This is a genomic window from Stenotrophomonas sp. TWI169 (genome assembly GCF_039674705.1).
Taxonomy (GTDB): domain Bacteria; phylum Pseudomonadota; class Gammaproteobacteria; order Xanthomonadales; family Xanthomonadaceae; genus Stenotrophomonas; species Stenotrophomonas maltophilia_P.
In genome coordinates, this window is record NZ_JBDJOB010000005.1 from 68,202 (window position 1) to 84,768 (window position 16,567).

Here is a 16,567-nt window from a genome sequence, read left to right on the forward strand (position 1 = left end):
CCCGGCGCGTACAAAGGCGTCCATTGGTCGCCACCCTGCGCGTGGAGCGAGGGGGGCGGTGACCAGCTTCCACGGTATCGGCTCCCATGCAGTTCCGGGGCCGTACGTGCCTGAAAACGCCCTTCCCCGGAGTCCGCCATGCACATCCCGACCGCTGCCCCGGCGCCTGCAAAGCCGTTGCCGATCTACCGCCAGCTGTACTTCCAGGTGATCGTGGCGATCGTCCTGGGCGCCATCCTCGGCCATTACGAACCCCTGATCGGCGAGAAGATGAAGCCGCTCGGCGATGCCTTCATCAACCTGGTGAAGATGATCATCGCGCCGGTGATCTTCCTGACCATCGTCACCGGCATTGCCGGCATGACCCATCTGCGCACGGTCGGCCGCGTGTTCGCCAAGGCCATGGCCTACTTCCTGTTCTTCTCCACGCTGGCGCTGGTCGTGGGCATGATCGTGGCCCACGTGGTACAGCCTGGCGCGGGCATGAACATCAACCCGGCCGAGCTGGACCAGACCGCGGTGCACAGCTACGTCGAGAAGTCGCATGACCTGACCCTGGTCGGCTTCCTGATGGATGTCATCCCGAAGACGCTGATCAGCGCCTTCGTGGACGGCAACATCCTGCAGGTGCTGTTCGTGGCCGTGCTGTTCGGCATCGCGCTGGCGTCGGTCGGCGAGAAGGGCAAGCCGATCCAGAACTTCCTCGAAGCGCTGGTGGCTCCGGTGTTCAAGCTGGTGCACATGCTGATGAAGGCTGCTCCGATCGGTGCCTTCGGCGCGATCGCATTCACCATCGGCAAGTACGGCGTGGGGTCGTTGATCAACCTGGCCTGGCTGGTCGGTTCGTTCTACATCACCGCCTTCCTGTTCGTGGCGGTCATCCTGGGCGTGGTCTGCCGCCTGTGCGGGTTCTCGGTGTTCAAGCTGGCCCGCTACCTGAAGGCCGAACTGCTGCTGGTGCTGGGTACCTCTTCGTCCGAGTCGGCGCTGCCGTCGCTGATGGAGAAGATGGAGCGGGCCGGCTGCAGCAAGTCGGTGGTGGGCCTGGTGGTCCCCACCGGCTACTCGTTCAACCTGGACGGCACCAACATCTACATGACCCTGGCGGCGCTGTTCATCGCCCAGGCCACCAACACCGAACTGACCCTGGGCCACCAGATCGCGCTGCTGCTGGTCGCCATGCTCAGCTCCAAGGGCGCGGCCGGCGTCACCGGTGCCGGCTTCATCACCCTGGCGGCCACCCTGGCCGTGGTGCCGGAAGTGCCCGTGGCCGGCATGGCGCTGATCCTCGGCGTGGACCGCTTCATGAGCGAATGCCGCTCGCTGACCAACTTCATCGGCAATGCCGTGGCCACGGTGGTGGTCTCGCGCTGGGAAGGCGCACTGGACCGTGACCGCCTGAAGCTGGCGCTGGATGGTCGCGAAAGCGAACTGCCGCCGCCGGTCGATGCCGTGCCGGAGGCACTGCCCGCCAAGGGCTGATCCAGGTGTGTGGTACCGCGGGGCCGGTCACGTGAGTGGTGCGGCCCCGCGGCGTTTCAAGGCGTCCCATGGCTGTCATGGGCAGCGCCGAAGCTGGTGGCTCCAGGTTGTCGCATACGCCAGGGAATTGTGCGGTCGCAGCATGCCTGCGACAGGATAGCGACAGGTCCGGGCGCCCCAACGGGGGTATGATCCCCTGTCCCTCTTGCCCATTCATGTATCCAACGTCGATGTCCAACGAAGATTTCAAACAGGCCGCCCTCGATTACCACCGGATGTCCCCGCCGGGCAAGATCAAGGTCTCCGCGACCAAGCCGATGCTGACCCAGCGCGACCTGTCGCTGGCGTACTCGCCGGGCGTGGCGTACGCCTGTGAAGCAATCAAGGCCGACCCGCAGCAGGCCAGCGAGCTGACCGCCCGCGGCAACCTGGTGGCGGTGATCTCCAACGGCACCGCGGTGCTGGGCCTGGGCAACATCGGCGCACTGGCCGGCAAGCCGGTGATGGAAGGCAAGGGCGTGCTGTTCCAGAAGTTCGCCGGCATCGATGTGTTCGACATCGAAGTGGACGAAACCGATCCGGACAAGCTGGTCGACATCATCGCCTCGCTGGAGCCGACCTTCGGCGGCATCAACCTGGAAGACATCAAGGCGCCGGAATGCTTCGTGGTCGAGCGCAAGCTGCGCGAGCGCATGAAGATCCCGGTGTTCCATGACGACCAGCACGGTACGGCGATCATCGTCGGCGCGGCGGTGCTGAACGCCATGGCGATCACCGGCAAGAAGATCGAGGAGGTGAAGCTGGCGACCACGGGCATGGGCGCGGCGGGCGTTTCCTGCGTCAACATGCTGGTGCAGCTGGGCCTGAAGCCGGAGAACATCCTGGCGTTCGACCGCGAGGGCGTGATCCACACCGGTCGTACCGATCTGGACCCGGAAAAGCAGCGTTACGCACGCGACACCGACAAGCGCACCCTGGCCGAGATCGTCGACGGCGCGGATATCTTCCTGGGCCTGTCGGCGCCCGGCATCCTCACCGCCGAAATGGTCAAGACCATGGCGCCGGACCCGGTGATCTTCGCACTGGCCAATCCGACCCCGGAAATCATGCCGGAAGTGGCGCGTGCGGCGCGTCCGGACGCGATCATCGGCACCGGCCGTTCGGATTACCCGAACCAGGTCAACAACGTGCTGTGCTTCCCGTACCTGTTCCGCGGTGCGCTGGACGTGGGCGCCACCGCGATCAACGAGGAAATGAAGATCGCCTGCGTGCGCGCCATCGCCGCACTGGCACGCCGCGCCGCGACCGACATGGGCTCGGCCTACGGCGGTGAAACCCCGAGCTTCGGCCGCGAGTACCTGATCCCGCGCCCGTTTGATCGCCGCCTGCTGGTGGAGCTGTCCGCTGCCGTGGCCCAGGCCGCGATGGACTCGGGGGTGGCCGCCCGGCCGATCGCCGACATGGGCGCCTACCGTGACAAGCTGGCCCAGTTCGTCTACCGCACCAGCCTGATGATGAAGCCGGTGTACGACCGTGCACGCACCGACAAGCAGCGCGTGGTCTATGCCGAAGGCGAAGAGGAAGTGGTGCTGCAGGCGGTGCAGAACGTGGTCGATGAAGGGCTCGCACATCCGATCCTGATCGGCCGGCCGGACGTGATCGAAGCGCGCATCGAGCGCCTGGGCCTGCGCCTGAAGGCTGGTGAGCACTTCGAGATCACCAACATCAATGATGATCCGCGCTTCAACGAATACTGGCAGTACTACCACGGGCTGACCGGTCGTCGCGGCGTCACCGTGGCGGCGGCGAAGAACCTGATGCGTTCGCGGCCGACCCTGATTGCCGCGGTGATGGTCGCGCGTGGCGAAGCCGATGCAATGCTGACCGGCATCGTCGGCCGTTTCCACAAGAAGCTGGGTTATGTCCGCAGCGTGCTGCCGCTGGAGCCGAAGGTCACCTCGACCTCGGCGATGACCGGCGTCATCAACCAGCAGGGCGTGTTCTTCTTCGTCGACACGCACGTGCAGGAAGATCCCAGTGCCGAGCAGATCTGCGAGGCGACCCTGCAGGCTGCGTACCGCATGAAGCTGTTCGGCATCGAACCGAAGGTGGCGCTGCTGTCGCACTCCAATTTCGGCAGCCACGATTCCAAGGACGCGCTGAAGATGCGCCAGGTCCGCGAGCTGCTGCTCAAGCGCAATCCGCGCCTGAACGTGGACGGCGAGATGCAGGGCGATACCGCCTGGGACGAGGCGCTGCGCCAGAAGCTGCTGCCGGGTTCCACCCTGCAGGGTCGCGCCAACCTGTTCGTGCTGCCCAATCTGGAAGCGGCCAACATCGCCTACAACCTGGTGCGTGTGTTCACCGATGGCGTGGCGATCGGCCCGATCCTGATGGGCGTGAACAAGCCGGTGCACATCCTGACCACCAGCGCGACCTCGCGCCGCATCCTGAACATGACCGCCATCGCTGCGGTCGATGCGCAGATCCGCAAGCAGCTGGAAGCGGAAAAGAAGGCGTAATCCTTCGTCACCGCGATCGGTAGCGCCGGGCCATGCCCGGCGAGCGCGCAGCGCGGCAAATCAGGCATTCCGCCGGGCATGGCCCGGCGCTACCGGTCAGCGCTTGCCGCCTCGTGCCGGTGCCGGCGGCGGGGCATCCGAACGCGGCTTGGCGTACTCGGCCCATAGCGCCGGCAGGCCCTTGCCGGTGTGCTGCTGCCACAGCGCCAGGGTGTACTGGCCGTTGCGCAGGGCCTTGTCCAGCGCCAGCACCAGGCCGGGGTGTCCAGCTTCGGCCCATTTCAGGAAGGCCCCGGTTACCCGGTAGCCGCTTTCCACGCTTTGGCCCTTGCCCACTTTTTCCGGCAGCGCCCAGCCCGCTGCGGCATTGTCCGTGCCGTAGCGGTCGCGGGCGTAGTCGGCGATGCCTTCCACCAGCCAGCCCGGTACCCGCGTGTCGCCGTAGCTCGGGTAGCCCTGCACGATGTGCATCGCCTCGTGGGTCACCAGGTCGATGTCATCGGGGTGCTTCACCAGCCAGCCCGGGTTGATGGTGATGGTGCTCGCCTTGTCCTTCTCGCCGACGTAGGCGACGCCGTCGTAGGCCGGATCGATCACGATGTGCACCTCGGCCGGTGCCGCCGGGTGGAAGTCCGCCCGTTCGCGCAGGTAGGCGGAATAGAACGTATCGACGATGCGCTGGCGTGCCGGTGCGGCCAGCGCACCGGTCGCATCCTGGTAGTGCAACGTGATGCCTTCGCGGGTGAACTGGCCATCGAAGGCCCGGCTCTGCGACGGCTGGGCCAGCGCAATGCCGGGCAGGGTGAATGCAGCAAGTGCAAGGGGCAGCAGGCGAATGCGCATGGGGTCACCGTACAGTGGAGGGGGACAACAGTTCGATCTCAGCCAGCTGCAGGCGTCCCGGCGCAGTTACGCGCAGGCGGTACTCGGCATAGCGTGAGGGCGAGGCGATGCGGAACGGACGGGTCTGCCGCGCAGCACTGAAGTCTTCGCCACGCCGCTGGTCCAGCGTGGTCCAGCGGTCGTCGCCGTTACGGGCTTCCAGGGTCCATCCGGCCCCCCGGATCGGCCCTTCGCCGCTGGTCAGCGTATACATCGTCGGCGCGCCATCACCCACGGCGCTCAGCATGAGGGTGGCACCCGCGCCCAGCGGAACGGCCGTGGTCGCATCGTCGTCCAACAGCGCGGGCACGGCGCGGCCATCGGCCAGCGCAGCGCGCGCGCCGCTGCCCAGCAGATCGTGCAGCATCTGCGGTCGCTGGCCCGGTGCGGTCAGCGAACGGGGCACGTCGTCGGCGCCTGTGCCCCAGCGCGAAGGCTGCGGGCCCATCTCGAAGTCCAGCGTCGCGCCCTTGGCGATCACCTCGTGCGGTACCCAGGTCCGGGTCCATGGCGTGCCGTTGATCTTCAGCGACTGGACGTAGACGTTCTCCGCGGAGTTCTGCGGCGCGTTGACGGTCAGCACCGCGCCACCCTGCAGTTCCACCCGGGCGTGCCTGAATGCCGGGGAGCCGATCACGTATTCCGGCGCGCCCATCCGCAGTGGATACAGGCCCAGCGAAGCCAGCACGTACCATGCGGAGGTCTCGCCATTGTCCTCATCGCCCGGATAGCCCTGGCCGATCTCGCTGCCCACGTACAGCCGCGACAGGATCTCACGCACGTGCTGCTGGGTCTTCCAGGGCTGCCCGGCGTACAGATACATCCACGGGATATGGTGCGCCGGCTGGTTGCTGTGCGCGTACATGCCCATGCGCACGTCGCGCGCTTCGGTCATCTCATGGATGATGCCGCCGTAGGAGCCTGCAAACGCTGCATCGGCGGTCTCCGGCGTGGCAAAGAAGGCATCGAGCTTGGCGGCCAGCCTGTCGCGGCCACCGTACAGCGCGGCCAGGCCCTCGCCATCGTGCGCGGCGGTGAAGGCGAACGTCCAGCCGTTGGATTCGGTGTAGTCGTGGCCCCACACGCGCGGATCGTAGTCCTTGGCGTCCACGCGCCAGCTGCCGTCGGCCTTGCGGCCCTGGAAGAAGCCGGCGGCAGGGTCGAACAGGGTCGCGTAGCCGGCAGCGCGGTAGCGGAAGTAGTCGGCTTCGGTGCTGTAGCGCTCGCGCTGCGCGGCGGTGGTCGCGCGCTTGGCCAGTGCCTCGGCCATGTTGGCGATGCCGAAGTCGTTCAGCGCGCCTTCCATCGTCCATGACATGCCTTCATGCACGTCGGCACTGGCATAGCCGCGGAACGTCGAGCGATCCATGCCCTTGCGCCCTACATGGCGATCGGGCGGTACCACGGTGGCATTCTTCAGCGCCGCGGCATAGGCCTCGGCGGGATCGAAACCGCCGACGCCCTTCAGCCATGCGTCGGCGAAGGCCACGTCGGAACTGGTGCCGACCATCAGGTCCGCGTAGCCCGGCGATGACCAGCGGGCGATCCAGCCGCCCGCGCGGTACTGCTCGATGAAACCCTGCACGAGCTGGCCGGCGTCCTCCGGCGTGAACAGTGCGTACGCCGGCCACGTCGTGCGGAACGTATCCCAGAAGCCATTGTTGACGAACACCCGGCCATCGCGCACGCCACTGAAGGTGCGGCTGTCACTGCCATCGGTGTTGTTCTCGCTGGCGCTGGCCTGGTTGGCGTAACGCCACTCGGGGGCGGCAGCGCTGCCGACGTTTTCGTGGCCGGAGTTGGGATACAGGTACAACCGGTAGAGGCTGGAGTACAGCGTGGTTTTCTGGTCGTCCGTGGCATCGCCGATATCGAAGCGGGCCAGGCGCGCATCCCAGGCATCCTGGGCACGGCCGGCCACGCTTTCCAGCGTATCCGTGGCGGAAATCTCCAGAGCAAGGTTGTGCCGCGCCTGTTCGAGCGAGATCAGCGAGGTGGCAATGCGCATGGTGACGCGGCGATCGCTGCCGGCATCGAACTTGATGTAGCCGGTCGGGCGGCCGCTGTCGATGCGTCCGCTGCTGCGCCACGGCCGGTCGAAGCGGGCCACCACGAACATGCGGCCGGCACCGTTGGACAGGCCGCTGCGCGTGTCGGTGTAGCCGGACAGTGTCTGCGTGGCCGCATCCAGTGTCAGCCCGCCGCGTGCGTCCACATTGTCGAACAGCAGGTTGGCATCACCTTCCGCAGGGAAATCGAAGCGGAAGACCGCGGCGTGGTCCGTCGGCGCGATGGAGGCGGCGATGCCGTTGTCGAAGCGCACGTCGTAGCGGTAGGGGCGCGCGTTCTCGTGCGTGCGGTCGAAGGACAGCGCCCGCTTGCTGCGGTCGGCCTCGGGCACACCGCGGCTGGCCGATGGCATCACCTGGAAGGTCTGGCGGTCGCCCATCCAGGGACTGGGCTGGTGACTCAGCGCGAGCGCCTGCAGCTGCGGGCGGTTGTTCGCATCGTTCTGCTCGTTCCAGCGGTACAGCCAGTTCAGTGCACCGGCATCGGTCACCGGGGTCCAGAAGTTGAAGCCGTGCGGCACCGCCGTGGCCGGGAAATTGTTGCCGCGCGAGAACGTGCCGTTCGCCTGCGTACCGCGGGTGGTCAGCACCCAGTCCGAGACCCGCTGCGGCACCTGCCGCGGCTGTGCATCCAGGCGCACGTCATCGATCCAGCCGGACACCGGCGCACCGTCGGCGCTGGCCACTTCCAGCTCGATGGCGACCACCCGGCGGCCGCGCAGCGCAGGCACATCGCCCAGGCGTACGGCCTTGCGCGCCCACTGCTGCGGGTACAGCGTTTTCGAATCGCCCTGCGCACGCGCGCCCACGGCGATGCCGTGCTGATCACGCGCGGAGCTGGCCGATACGCGGCTGCCATCGTCCAGGCGCAGGTCCAGCGAGACGTAGGTGGAGGCCACCGTGTCCTTGTCGACGATCTCCGGCAGCACCAGCCAGGACAGGGTGGTGTCGGCGTCGATGGTCAGGTCCGTGCTGAACAGGTCGCGCCGCGCCGCGCCACCGTCGGCCTGGTAGTGCAGCGCGCGCAGGCCGCTGTAGCCGGCGTTGCGCTTGGCCGCATACGGCGCCGCCGGACCGGTGCCGATCTGCACCTGCAGCGCGCCGCCGGCCTTGGCCGGTGCGGGCTCACCTGCTTCGAACGAGGTCTGCAGGCCCTGTGCCACTGCGGGCAGGGCGGGCGTGGCGCAGGCCAGGGCCAGGGCGAGCGGAAGCAGGGCGCGGCGCGGATCGGACAGGGTCATGCAGGGTCTCCCGGAAGGGCAGGCGGCAGGCAGGACCCGCATCGGCACGTACCACGGCCAGCATCGCGCCCGCCGCCCAGGGGCGGTGGAAAGGAGCGATGCCGGTCCGGTGGGGGCGGGCCATGCGATCGGGTCGTCGGAGTGGTCCCGATCCTGCCTCAGTGCGTTGCCCCCTGACAAGTGCAATTAGTTCGATCCAAATCCGGGAAAAACGTTTCATTTCAAATTATTGACAGAGGGATTGGATCGATTTAAAAGTGGCCGGGGTCCAGGCCCGGGGAAGGCGGCGTCCTTCCCGTCCCGATCCCAACCCTTCCATCTGTCCCGGAACACCCTGCATGCCCTGATCCGGGCGGGCGGCCTGCGCTTGCTGCTGCCCGTCACCACCGTCCATCCACGACCCTCCCGTCCGCCCCCCACCGGCAGGACCGTCATCCGTCTCTGGAGAGCGCTTGATGAAACCCAGGTTGCTGTCGTTGTTGATGTCTTCGCTGCTGCTGTCGCCGCTGGCCGTGCAGGCCCAGTCCTCCAACGCAGGGGAGGGCGCCGATCCGCCGCGTACGCGCGACCTGGATGCGGTCACGGTGACCGGGTCGCTCATTCCACGCGCGCAGGTGGAGGGCCCCTCACCGGTGACGACCATCACCGCCGAGCAGATCCAGGCGCAGGGTTTCACCACGGTGTTCGATGCGCTGCGCTCGCTACCGGTCTCCAATGGGTCGGTGCAGGATTCCCAGGGAACCGGCTTCTACACTCCGGGCGCCAAGACCATCAGCCTGTTCGGTCTGGACCCCAGCTACACCCTTACCCTCATCAACGGGCGGCCGATCAACAGCTATCCGCTGGCCTACAACGGCAACACCAGCATCGCCGACATTGCCAACATCCCGCTGGGCATGGTCGAACGTATCGATGTGCTCACCGGTGGCCAGTCCTCGGTGTATGGCTCGTCGGCCGTGGCCGGCGTAGTCAACATCGTGCTGAAAGACCGCGTGGAAGGCACCCATCTGCGCTACCGCGTCGGTGGTTACAGCCAGGGCGGCGGTTCCAGCCAGCGCTTCAGCGCCAGCAGTGGACAGACCTTCGGCAACCTCGATATCAGCTACGGGCTGGAATACATCAACCAGAAGGCGATCTACGCCTTCGACCGCAGCCGCATCGACAGCGTCAACGACAACCCGACCGGGCCGCAGGATCCGTCGCGCAGCTTCCTGCGCATGCGCCAGGGGCCCAACGCCTACATCGACCCGGGCGCGGCCACCTGCGCGCCGCTGTCGAATCTGTTCGGTGGCAGCACCGTGTACGCGCACCGCGACATTTCCGGCGGTGGCTACTACTGCGGCACCCCCGACAACGTCGGCACCGCGTCGCTGTACAACGCCAGCCAGGACGTCAACGCGACCACCTTCCTGCGCTATCACCTCAGCCCGGATACCGAGTTGTACTCGGACATCCTGTTCGGCTTCAGCCGGCCGACCTACAGCGGTGGCAGCCCGTTCTGGAACAAGACCTTCTACAACCGCACCAGTGGCCAGTACGAGCAGTGGCAGCGCATCTACGCGCCCGAGGAAGTCGGCCTGGATGCCAAGGACCAGCGCGTCTACACGCGATCGCTGAACGTCACCGCCGGCGTGCGTGGCGTGCTGGGCAGCTTCGACTACGACGTCTACGTCAACCGTTCCAGCACCGATGTCACCCGCAAATCCACCGACTTCCTCGCCCGGAACGGCGTGGACGATTACTACCTGGGGCCGATGCTGGGCATGCAGGATGGCTACGAGGTCTACGCCCCGGACCTGTCGCGCCTGTACCAGCCGATCACCCGCGACCAGTACGACAGCTTCAGCGGCCTCAACCGTGCTGCATCCAGCGCGTCGCGCACAGCAGTGACGGCACTGCTGACCCATCGTTCGCTGTTTGCCCTGCCGGCCGGCGACGTCGGTTTCGCGCTGATCGCCCAGGGCCAGCGCGAGAAATTCTTCAACCAGTCGGCCGATCCCGATGCCGGTGTGCTGTTCCGCGGGCAGACCGCCGGCACCTCGGCGCAGGGCCAGCGGGATCTGTACGCGCTGGGTGCGGAACTGCAGGTGCCGATCATCGATACCTTCAGCGCCAACCTGTCCGGCCGCTACGACAAGTACGCCCTGCAGGGCGGTGGCGGCAACGGCAAGGCGACCTGGAAGCTTGGCCTGGAGTACCGGCCGATCGAATCGCTGCTGCTGCGTGGCAGCTACGCCACTGCGTTCCGTTCGCCGGACATGTTCTACCTGTTTTCCCGCGAGAGCAGCGGCTATACCACCAACACCGACCTCTACCAGTGCCGGCAGGCCGGTTACACCTCCGACAACTTCGATGACTGCGAGCAGTCCGGGTTGGCGGTGCTGTCTTCCAGTACCGGCAACCGCGATCTGAAGGACATCACTGCACGCACGTTCACCTATGGTGCGGTGTGGTCGACACTGGACAACGCGCTGACGTTGTCGGTGGACTACAACTCGGTGGTGATCGAGAACGAAGTGCGCATCCTCGGTACCGACAGCATCCTCGACACCGAGGCCAACTGCCGGCTGGGCGTATCGGAGAACGGGCAGACCCGCTTCGACATCACCTCGCCCACCTGCCAGCAGGTCCTGGGCCAGGTGCAGCGCAAGCCGGCCACCGATCCGCTCAACCCCAACGGTGTGGACAAGGTGTTCTCCTACCCGATCAACATCGCCAGCCAACGCCAGACCGGTGTGCAGGCAGCGCTGGACTATCGCTGGGGTACCTCCTCGGTGGGAGATTTCACGGTCAACGCGGGCTACTACCGCCCGCTCAAGCACACCACCCAGGACAAGGAAGGCGACCCGGTCTACGACCAGTTGTGCTGCGGCAATTCCAATGAACTGCAGTACCGGGCCACGCTGGGCGTGAACTGGAAGCGCGGGCCGTTCAGCGCCAGTGCGTTCGGCGTGCGCAACGCGCCCACCTGGGACAGCCGTGGCGAGCAGCGCAACATCGGGCCATGGACCACCTGGAACGCCACGGTCGGCTACCGCATCAATGACCTGGCCAGCCTGCTGCTGACGGTCAACAACCTGACCGACGAGATGCCGCCGATCGACCGCAGCAACGGCAACTGGCCGTACTACGACCAGGGCATCTACAACGCCTATGGCCGCTCGGCCTTCCTGGAGCTGTCGCTGGACTTCCAGTAGGCCGGGCGCTGGCAGGTCCCGGCTGTCAGGGGGCGGGGGCCAGGAAAGGACAGGGGCGGCCGGGTCGCCGCCCCAGGTGCTAGAATCGCAGGCCTCGCAATCCGTTCATCGACATCCGCCATGAGCCATACCGCCACCGCGCCCGCCAACGCCGAGAAGCGCTACACCGTGCACCGCAGCGACCTGCCGCTGAGCTGCCCGACCCCGGAGATGGCGCTGTGGAACTCGCATCCGCGGGTCTACCTGGCGATCGAAGACGAACCCAACGGTGCAGCGCAGTGCCCGTACTGCGGTTCCGTGTTCGTACTGGCTGACTGAACGGCCTTCACCGATGCGTCGACTGACCGTGGTGCAGTTGCTGCCGGCGCTGCACTCCGGCGGCGTCGAGCGCTCGACCCTGGAAATCGCGTCGGCACTGGTGGCAGCCGGCCATCGCGCGCTGGTGGTGTCGGCCGGTGGCCGCCTCGTTGAACCGCTGCTGGCCAGCGGTGCCGAGCATCTCACCCTCGATATCGGCCGCAAGTCGCTGCTGACCCTGCGTCATCTGCCGACCCTGCGTCGCCTGTTCGCCGAGGTCGGCGCCGATATCGTGCACGCCCGCTCGCGCCTGCCCGCGTGGCTGGGGCTGTATGCGATCCGGGCGATGCCGCAGGCGCAGCGGCCGCACTGGGTAACCACCGTGCACGGGCTGAACTCGCCCAGCCGCTACAGCGCGGTGATGACCAGCGGCGAGCGCGTGATCTGTGTCTCCAACAGCGTGCGCGAATACGTGCAGCGCCACTATCCGACCGTGCCGGAGGACCACCTGCGGGTGATCCCGCGTGGTGTCGATGTCAGTCAGTTCCCGCGGGTGGCGCGCGGTGATCGCCGGCCGCGCCTGTCGCTGGTGGCGGACTACCCGTGGCTGGCCGGGGTGGACGGGCCGCTTCTGCTGCTGCCGGGCCGTGGCACGCGCCTGAAGGGGCACGCGCATGCGCTGCAGCTGCTGGCCGACGTCCGCGCTGCCGGCGTGCCGGCGCAGCTGTGGATGCTGGGCACCGACGAGCCGGGGCGCGAAGCCTATGTGGCCGACCTGCGCCGCCAGGCCGCCACGCTCGGCATCGCAGACGCGGTCCACATCAGCACGCCGACCGCCCGCATTGCCCAGGCCTATGCCGCCAGCGATCTGGTGCTGCAGCTGTCCGACAAGCCCGAAGCCTTCGGCCGTACCGTGGTGGAAGCACTGTCGGTGGGCCGACCGGTGCTCGGCTGGAACCACGGTGGGGTGGGCGAACTGCTGCAGCAGCTCCAGCCCACCGGTGCGGTGCCGCTGGGAGATGCGCAGGCACTGGGTGAACGTGCGCTGGCCCTTCTGGCGCAGCCGCCATCGTTGCCGGGCCGTATCCCGTTTACCCTGCAGGCCATGCAGCGCGATACCCTCCGTCTCTATGCCGACCTCGCAGGCTGACACCGCAGCCGTCCTGCGCGATGAACGCGCCGGGCGCTGGGCGCCCTGGTGGGTGCTTGCCTACGTGGCGTTGTGGCCGCTGCCAGGCATCGCCGAGACCGTCCTGGGCCTGGGCGCGATCTATGCCGCAGTGCGCATGGTCATCCGCCGCCTGCAGCGCCGGCCGCATCTGCTGAGCCCGGCGGCCTGGGCGCTGACCTCGATCCTGTTCCTCGGCTACTGGTTGCCGCAGGCATTTTCCGCATTCGATGCGATCGACCCGTCGGCCTCGTGGACCAAGGCGGCAGCAGGCCTGCGCTACCTGCCCTTCATGTGGCTGGTAGCGATCGCAGTGGCCACGCCGGAGCGGCGCAGACTCACCCTGGGTGGACTGGCGGTGATCACCGGCGCCTGGACGCTGGATGCGCTGGTACAGGCGGTGGCCGGCACCAGCCCATGGTTCTGGTCGCTGGAGCAGCTCAAACTGGCAATCAGCGGGCGTGCGCTGTGCCCGGCCGATGAAGCGGCGTTGGCCGACCGGCTCAGTGGCGTACTGGGCCCGTGCAACCTGAAATTCGGCCAGGTGCTGGCCAGCCTGTCGCCGTTCCTGCTGCTGCCGCTGGCGCGCCGCTTCGGTGCTGCCGGCTGGCTGCTGGCCGCTGCGGCCCTCGGCAGTGTGTTGCTGCTGGCCGGCTCACGCGCCTCGTGGATCACCTTCGCGCTCGTGCTGGCCTACAGCGGCATGCGCCAGTTCGGCTGGAAGCGGCTGGCGCTGTTGGCGATGGTCGGGGTCCTGGGGGCCGGGGTCCTGGTTGCCAGCGTGCCGCAGCTGCGCGAGCGCGTGCTGCGCACGACGATGGCCTGGGAGGGGGACGAGACGGGCGTCGACCAGGCGTTGTCCGGGCGTGCGCGGATCTGGAGCGCAGCGGCCTGCATGATCGAAGCACATCCGATCAACGGTGTCGGCGCGCGTGGCTTCCGCGACGCGTATCCCGCCTGCGTCGCAGGGGAGGGAACCGCGGTGTGGGGCGCGGAACCGGCCCTGCACGCGCACCAGATCGTGCTGGAGATCGTGGCCGAGACCGGCGTGCTGGGCCTGCTGTTGTGGCTGGCCGCCGTGGCACAGGCCTGGCGGGCGTGGCGCTTCGCACCGACCGCGGCCCGCGAGCGGGCGCGGCCGGCGATGTTGGCGCTGGCAGTCACCGTGTTCCCGCTCAACACCCACCTGGCGTTCTACTCTGCGTTCTGGGGTGGGCTGACCGTGCTGCTGGCGGCGCTGTTCGCCGGCAGCCTGCTGGCGCGTGACGCGGATGACTCACCACGCGCGATGGAAACGGGCAGGTAATCCGGGCGGATCGAGGCGTGCCTGGGTCTACTTGTAGAAGTCGCTGCGCCCGCCGGGCTGGCGCTTGAAGCGGCGATGGATCCACAGGTACTGGTCAGGGGCTTCGCGCACCATCTCTTCGATCGCCTGGTTGACGCGCGCGGTATCGGCTTCCACATCCTCGCTCGGGAAGTTCTCCAGCGGCGCGCCGATCTTCAGGAAGTACTTCCCGCCTTCGCGGCGGTGGAAGTACGGAATGACCGCGCAACCGGTCATCCGCGCCAGCTGGTGGGTGGCGGTGATGGTGGCGGCGGTGTGGCCGAAGAACGGAACGAACACGGTGTCCTTGCCACGCATGTCCTGGTCGGGGGCATACCAGAGGAAGCCGCCCTTCTTCAGGTGGCGCACGGTGGCGCGGATGTCCTCGTTGGCGAACATCGCCTTGGCATAGCGCAGGCGGCCGAACTTCACCGCCCACTCGTACACCGGATTCTTGTGTTTACGGTACATGCCGGACAGGTCGACGTAGTCGCACAGCAGGCGGCCGCACATCTCCAGGGTCATGAAGTGCCCGGACACCAGCAGCACGCCGCGACCCTCGGCCTGCATCTGCCGCAGGTGCTCCAGCCCTTCGATCTGCACCTGCGGGCGGATGCTGTCGATGCTGCCCCACCAGGCACGGATGCACTCGAACACGCCCACGCCCAGGGCATCGAAGCTGTCGCGAACCAACCGCTTGCGCCAGGCAACGTCCTTTTCCGGGAAACACAGTGCGAGATTGACCTCGGCTGCACGGCGACGGCTGCCGGCCAGGCGCCAGGCGATCGACCCCACCCCGCGACCGAGGGCGCGCTGCAGCATCCACGGCAGGCGGGCGATGGCGAAAGCGCCGTACATGGCGGCGAACATCGGCCAGTTGCGGGGATCGCGCAGTGACGGGCGGACGGCAGTGGAGGCATCGGACATGGCGCCATTCTAGCAATCCGGCTGCGTGTCTTTCCCGGGGGTGTCCCGTATCCTTGCCGCATGCGCAAAGACCCTGTCGAATGGATCCTGCGCGGCCTGTATTCGGTCGTGCTCTACATCCTGCTGCCGATCACCGTGTACCACCTGGTCTGGCGCGGCTTCCGGGTCCGTGAGTATTTCCGCCGCTGGGACGAGCGCTACGCCTCCTATCCCCAGCCCAGCGGCCAGCCACGGGTCTGGCTGCATGCGGTCTCGGTGGGCGAGGTCAACGCCGCCGCGCCGCTGGTCAACGCCCTGCGCCAGCAGCGCCCGGATATCCGCTGGGTCATCACCACCATCACCCCCACCGGCTCCGAGCGCGTGCGCGCGCTGTGGGGCGATGCGCTGGACCACGTCTACCTGCCGTATGACGTGCCCGGCAGCGTCAACCGTTTCCTCGGCCACTTCCAGCCCAGCCTGGCGCTGATCCTGGAAACCGAGCTGTGGCCGAACATGCTGTTCGGCTGCCGTGACCGCGACATTCCGGTCTACATCCTCAATGCCCGCCTGTCGGCCCGCTCGCTGCGTGGCTACCGGCTGCTGGCCGCGCTGATCCGCCGCGCGCTGCGCACGGTGACGTGCGTGGCAGCCCAGTCGCAGGACGACGCAGAGCGCTTCGTGCAGCTGGGGGCGGCGCCTGACCAGGTGCAGGCACTGGGCAACCTCAAATTCGACATCGCCACGCCGGACGTGCAGGCCTTCGTCGAACAGTTCCACGCACGGGTGCCGGACACGCGACCGGTCTGGATCGCGGCCAGTACCCATGATGGCGAAGAGCAGGCGGTGATCGAACTGCACCGGCGCCTGCGCCAGCACCATCCGGACCTGCTGCTGCTGTGGGCACCCCGGCATCCCGAGCGCTTCCCGAAGGTGGAGGCGCTGGCGCGCGAGCAGGGCTGGAACGTGGCGACCCGCCGTGCGCAGCAGTGGCCGTCCGCCGATACCGATGCCTTCATCATCGACACCCTCGGCGAACTGATGCCGTTCTATGGCTGTGCGCAGGTCGCTTTCGTCGGCGGCAGCCTGCAGCCGATCGGTGGCCACAACCTGCTGGAGCCGGCGGCGATGGGCACTGCCGCGGTGACCGGTCCGCACCTGCACAATTTCTCGGAGATCTCGCGGCGCATGCGCGAGGCCGGTGCGCTGTTGATCGGCGAAGACGTGCAGGCGGTCGGCGGTCTGCTGCAGCACCTGCTGGAGGATCCGCAGGCCCGCGAGGACATGGCGCACGCTGGATGCACGCTGGTCAGCAATGGGCGCGGCGCGCTGCAGCGGACGCTGGCGCTGGTGGCCCCGCACCTGCCACCGCCCCGCGGCTGAGCCGCACGCGGCGCGCTTGCCGCCGTACTGTCGCGATCAACTGGATTAAGCCTGCTTGACGGCCATCGTTCTGTCGTCGCAGGACCGATTGCCGACGCC

General features: G+C 67.5%; 10 protein-coding genes. 7 read left to right on the forward strand and 3 right to left on the reverse strand.

What is annotated here, in order from left to right:
• The first annotated feature begins 138 nt into the window (after positions 1 to 138).
• Complete coding sequence (locus ABE543_RS05560) at positions 139 to 1,482, forward strand: dicarboxylate/amino acid:cation symporter (protein ID WP_053517411.1); 1,344 nt, start codon at positions 139 to 141, stop codon at positions 1,480 to 1,482.
• Positions 1,483 to 1,712: 230 nt separating this feature from the next.
• A complete protein-coding gene (locus ABE543_RS05565) occupies positions 1,713 to 4,004 on the forward strand; it encodes an NADP-dependent malic enzyme (RefSeq protein ID WP_065175119.1) in 2,292 nt (763 codons plus the stop codon).
• Positions 4,005 to 4,100: 96 nt separating this feature from the next.
• Here the strand turns inward: ABE543_RS05565 and ABE543_RS05570 are convergent, their stop codons facing one another.
• Together ABE543_RS05570 and ABE543_RS05575 are read right to left on the reverse strand one after the other, a co-directional pair.
• On the reverse strand, positions 4,101 to 4,847 hold the full coding sequence (locus ABE543_RS05570; RefSeq protein ID WP_053517408.1) for a basic secretory protein-like protein: 747 nt from the start codon (positions 4,845 to 4,847) through the stop codon (positions 4,101 to 4,103).
• A gap of 4 nt (positions 4,848 to 4,851) precedes the next feature.
• On the reverse strand, positions 4,852 to 8,196 hold the full coding sequence (locus ABE543_RS05575) for a GH92 family glycosyl hydrolase (RefSeq protein ID WP_346475414.1): 3,345 nt from the start codon (positions 8,194 to 8,196) through the stop codon (positions 4,852 to 4,854).
• Positions 8,197 to 8,651: 455 nt separating this feature from the next.
• On the opposite strand from ABE543_RS05575, the gene ABE543_RS05580 reads away from it, so the two are divergent.
• The 4 genes from ABE543_RS05580 to ABE543_RS05595 all read left to right on the forward strand — a co-directional run bounded on the left by ABE543_RS05580 (position 8,652) and on the right by ABE543_RS05595 (position 14,164).
• Positions 8,652 to 11,393, forward strand: a complete 2,742-nt coding sequence (locus ABE543_RS05580) for a TonB-dependent receptor (RefSeq protein WP_197600590.1) — start codon at positions 8,652 to 8,654, stop codon at positions 11,391 to 11,393.
• 120 nt (positions 11,394 to 11,513) lie between these two features.
• Complete coding sequence (locus tag ABE543_RS05585; protein WP_346475415.1) at positions 11,514 to 11,711, forward strand: zinc-finger domain-containing protein; 198 nt, start codon at positions 11,514 to 11,516, stop codon at positions 11,709 to 11,711.
• Between the two features lie 13 nt (positions 11,712 to 11,724).
• Positions 11,725 to 12,840, forward strand: a complete 1,116-nt coding sequence (locus ABE543_RS05590) for a glycosyltransferase (RefSeq protein ID WP_065181722.1) — start codon at positions 11,725 to 11,727, stop codon at positions 12,838 to 12,840.
• On the forward strand, positions 12,821 to 14,164 hold the full coding sequence (locus tag ABE543_RS05595) for an O-antigen ligase family protein (RefSeq protein ID WP_053517402.1): 1,344 nt from the start codon (positions 12,821 to 12,823) through the stop codon (positions 14,162 to 14,164). The genes ABE543_RS05590 and ABE543_RS05595 overlap by 20 nt, the downstream gene beginning before the upstream one ends.
• Before the next feature lie 27 nt (positions 14,165 to 14,191).
• Here the strand turns inward: ABE543_RS05595 and ABE543_RS05600 are convergent, their stop codons facing one another.
• Positions 14,192 to 15,109 (reverse strand): LpxL/LpxP family Kdo(2)-lipid IV(A) lauroyl/palmitoleoyl acyltransferase, encoded by a 918-nt coding sequence (locus ABE543_RS05600; protein ID WP_253118300.1) that lies wholly within the window; start codon positions 15,107 to 15,109, stop codon positions 14,192 to 14,194.
• Between the two features lie 60 nt (positions 15,110 to 15,169).
• On the opposite strand from ABE543_RS05600, the gene waaA reads away from it, so the two are divergent.
• Complete coding sequence (waaA, locus tag ABE543_RS05605) at positions 15,170 to 16,468, forward strand: lipid IV(A) 3-deoxy-D-manno-octulosonic acid transferase (protein ID WP_346475416.1); 1,299 nt, start codon at positions 15,170 to 15,172, stop codon at positions 16,466 to 16,468.
• The last annotated feature ends 99 nt before the right edge of the window (positions 16,469 to 16,567 follow it).

What these genes read in the sequence shown, in the direction of transcription:
- ABE543_RS05575 (WP_346475414.1), bottom strand. Translation starts at nt 8,196, where the DNA reads ATGACCCTGTCCGATCCGCGCCGCGCCCTGCTTCCGCTCGCCCTGGCC.
- ABE543_RS05560 (WP_053517411.1), top strand. Translation starts at nt 139, where the DNA reads ATGCACATCCCGACCGCTGCCCCGGCGCCTGCAAAGCCGTTGCCGATC.
- waaA (WP_346475416.1), top strand. Translation starts at nt 15,170, where the DNA reads ATGCGCAAAGACCCTGTCGAATGGATCCTGCGCGGCCTGTATTCGGTC.
- ABE543_RS05590 (WP_065181722.1), top strand. Translation starts at nt 11,725, where the DNA reads ATGCGTCGACTGACCGTGGTGCAGTTGCTGCCGGCGCTGCACTCCGGC.
- ABE543_RS05585 (WP_346475415.1), top strand. Translation starts at nt 11,514, where the DNA reads ATGAGCCATACCGCCACCGCGCCCGCCAACGCCGAGAAGCGCTACACC.
- ABE543_RS05600 (WP_253118300.1), bottom strand. Translation starts at nt 15,109, where the DNA reads ATGTCCGATGCCTCCACTGCCGTCCGCCCGTCACTGCGCGATCCCCGC.
- ABE543_RS05580 (WP_197600590.1), top strand. Translation starts at nt 8,652, where the DNA reads ATGAAACCCAGGTTGCTGTCGTTGTTGATGTCTTCGCTGCTGCTGTCG.
- ABE543_RS05595 (WP_053517402.1), top strand. Translation starts at nt 12,821, where the DNA reads ATGCCGACCTCGCAGGCTGACACCGCAGCCGTCCTGCGCGATGAACGC.
- ABE543_RS05565 (WP_065175119.1), top strand. Translation starts at nt 1,713, where the DNA reads ATGTCCAACGAAGATTTCAAACAGGCCGCCCTCGATTACCACCGGATG.
- ABE543_RS05570 (WP_053517408.1), bottom strand. Translation starts at nt 4,847, where the DNA reads ATGCGCATTCGCCTGCTGCCCCTTGCACTTGCTGCATTCACCCTGCCC.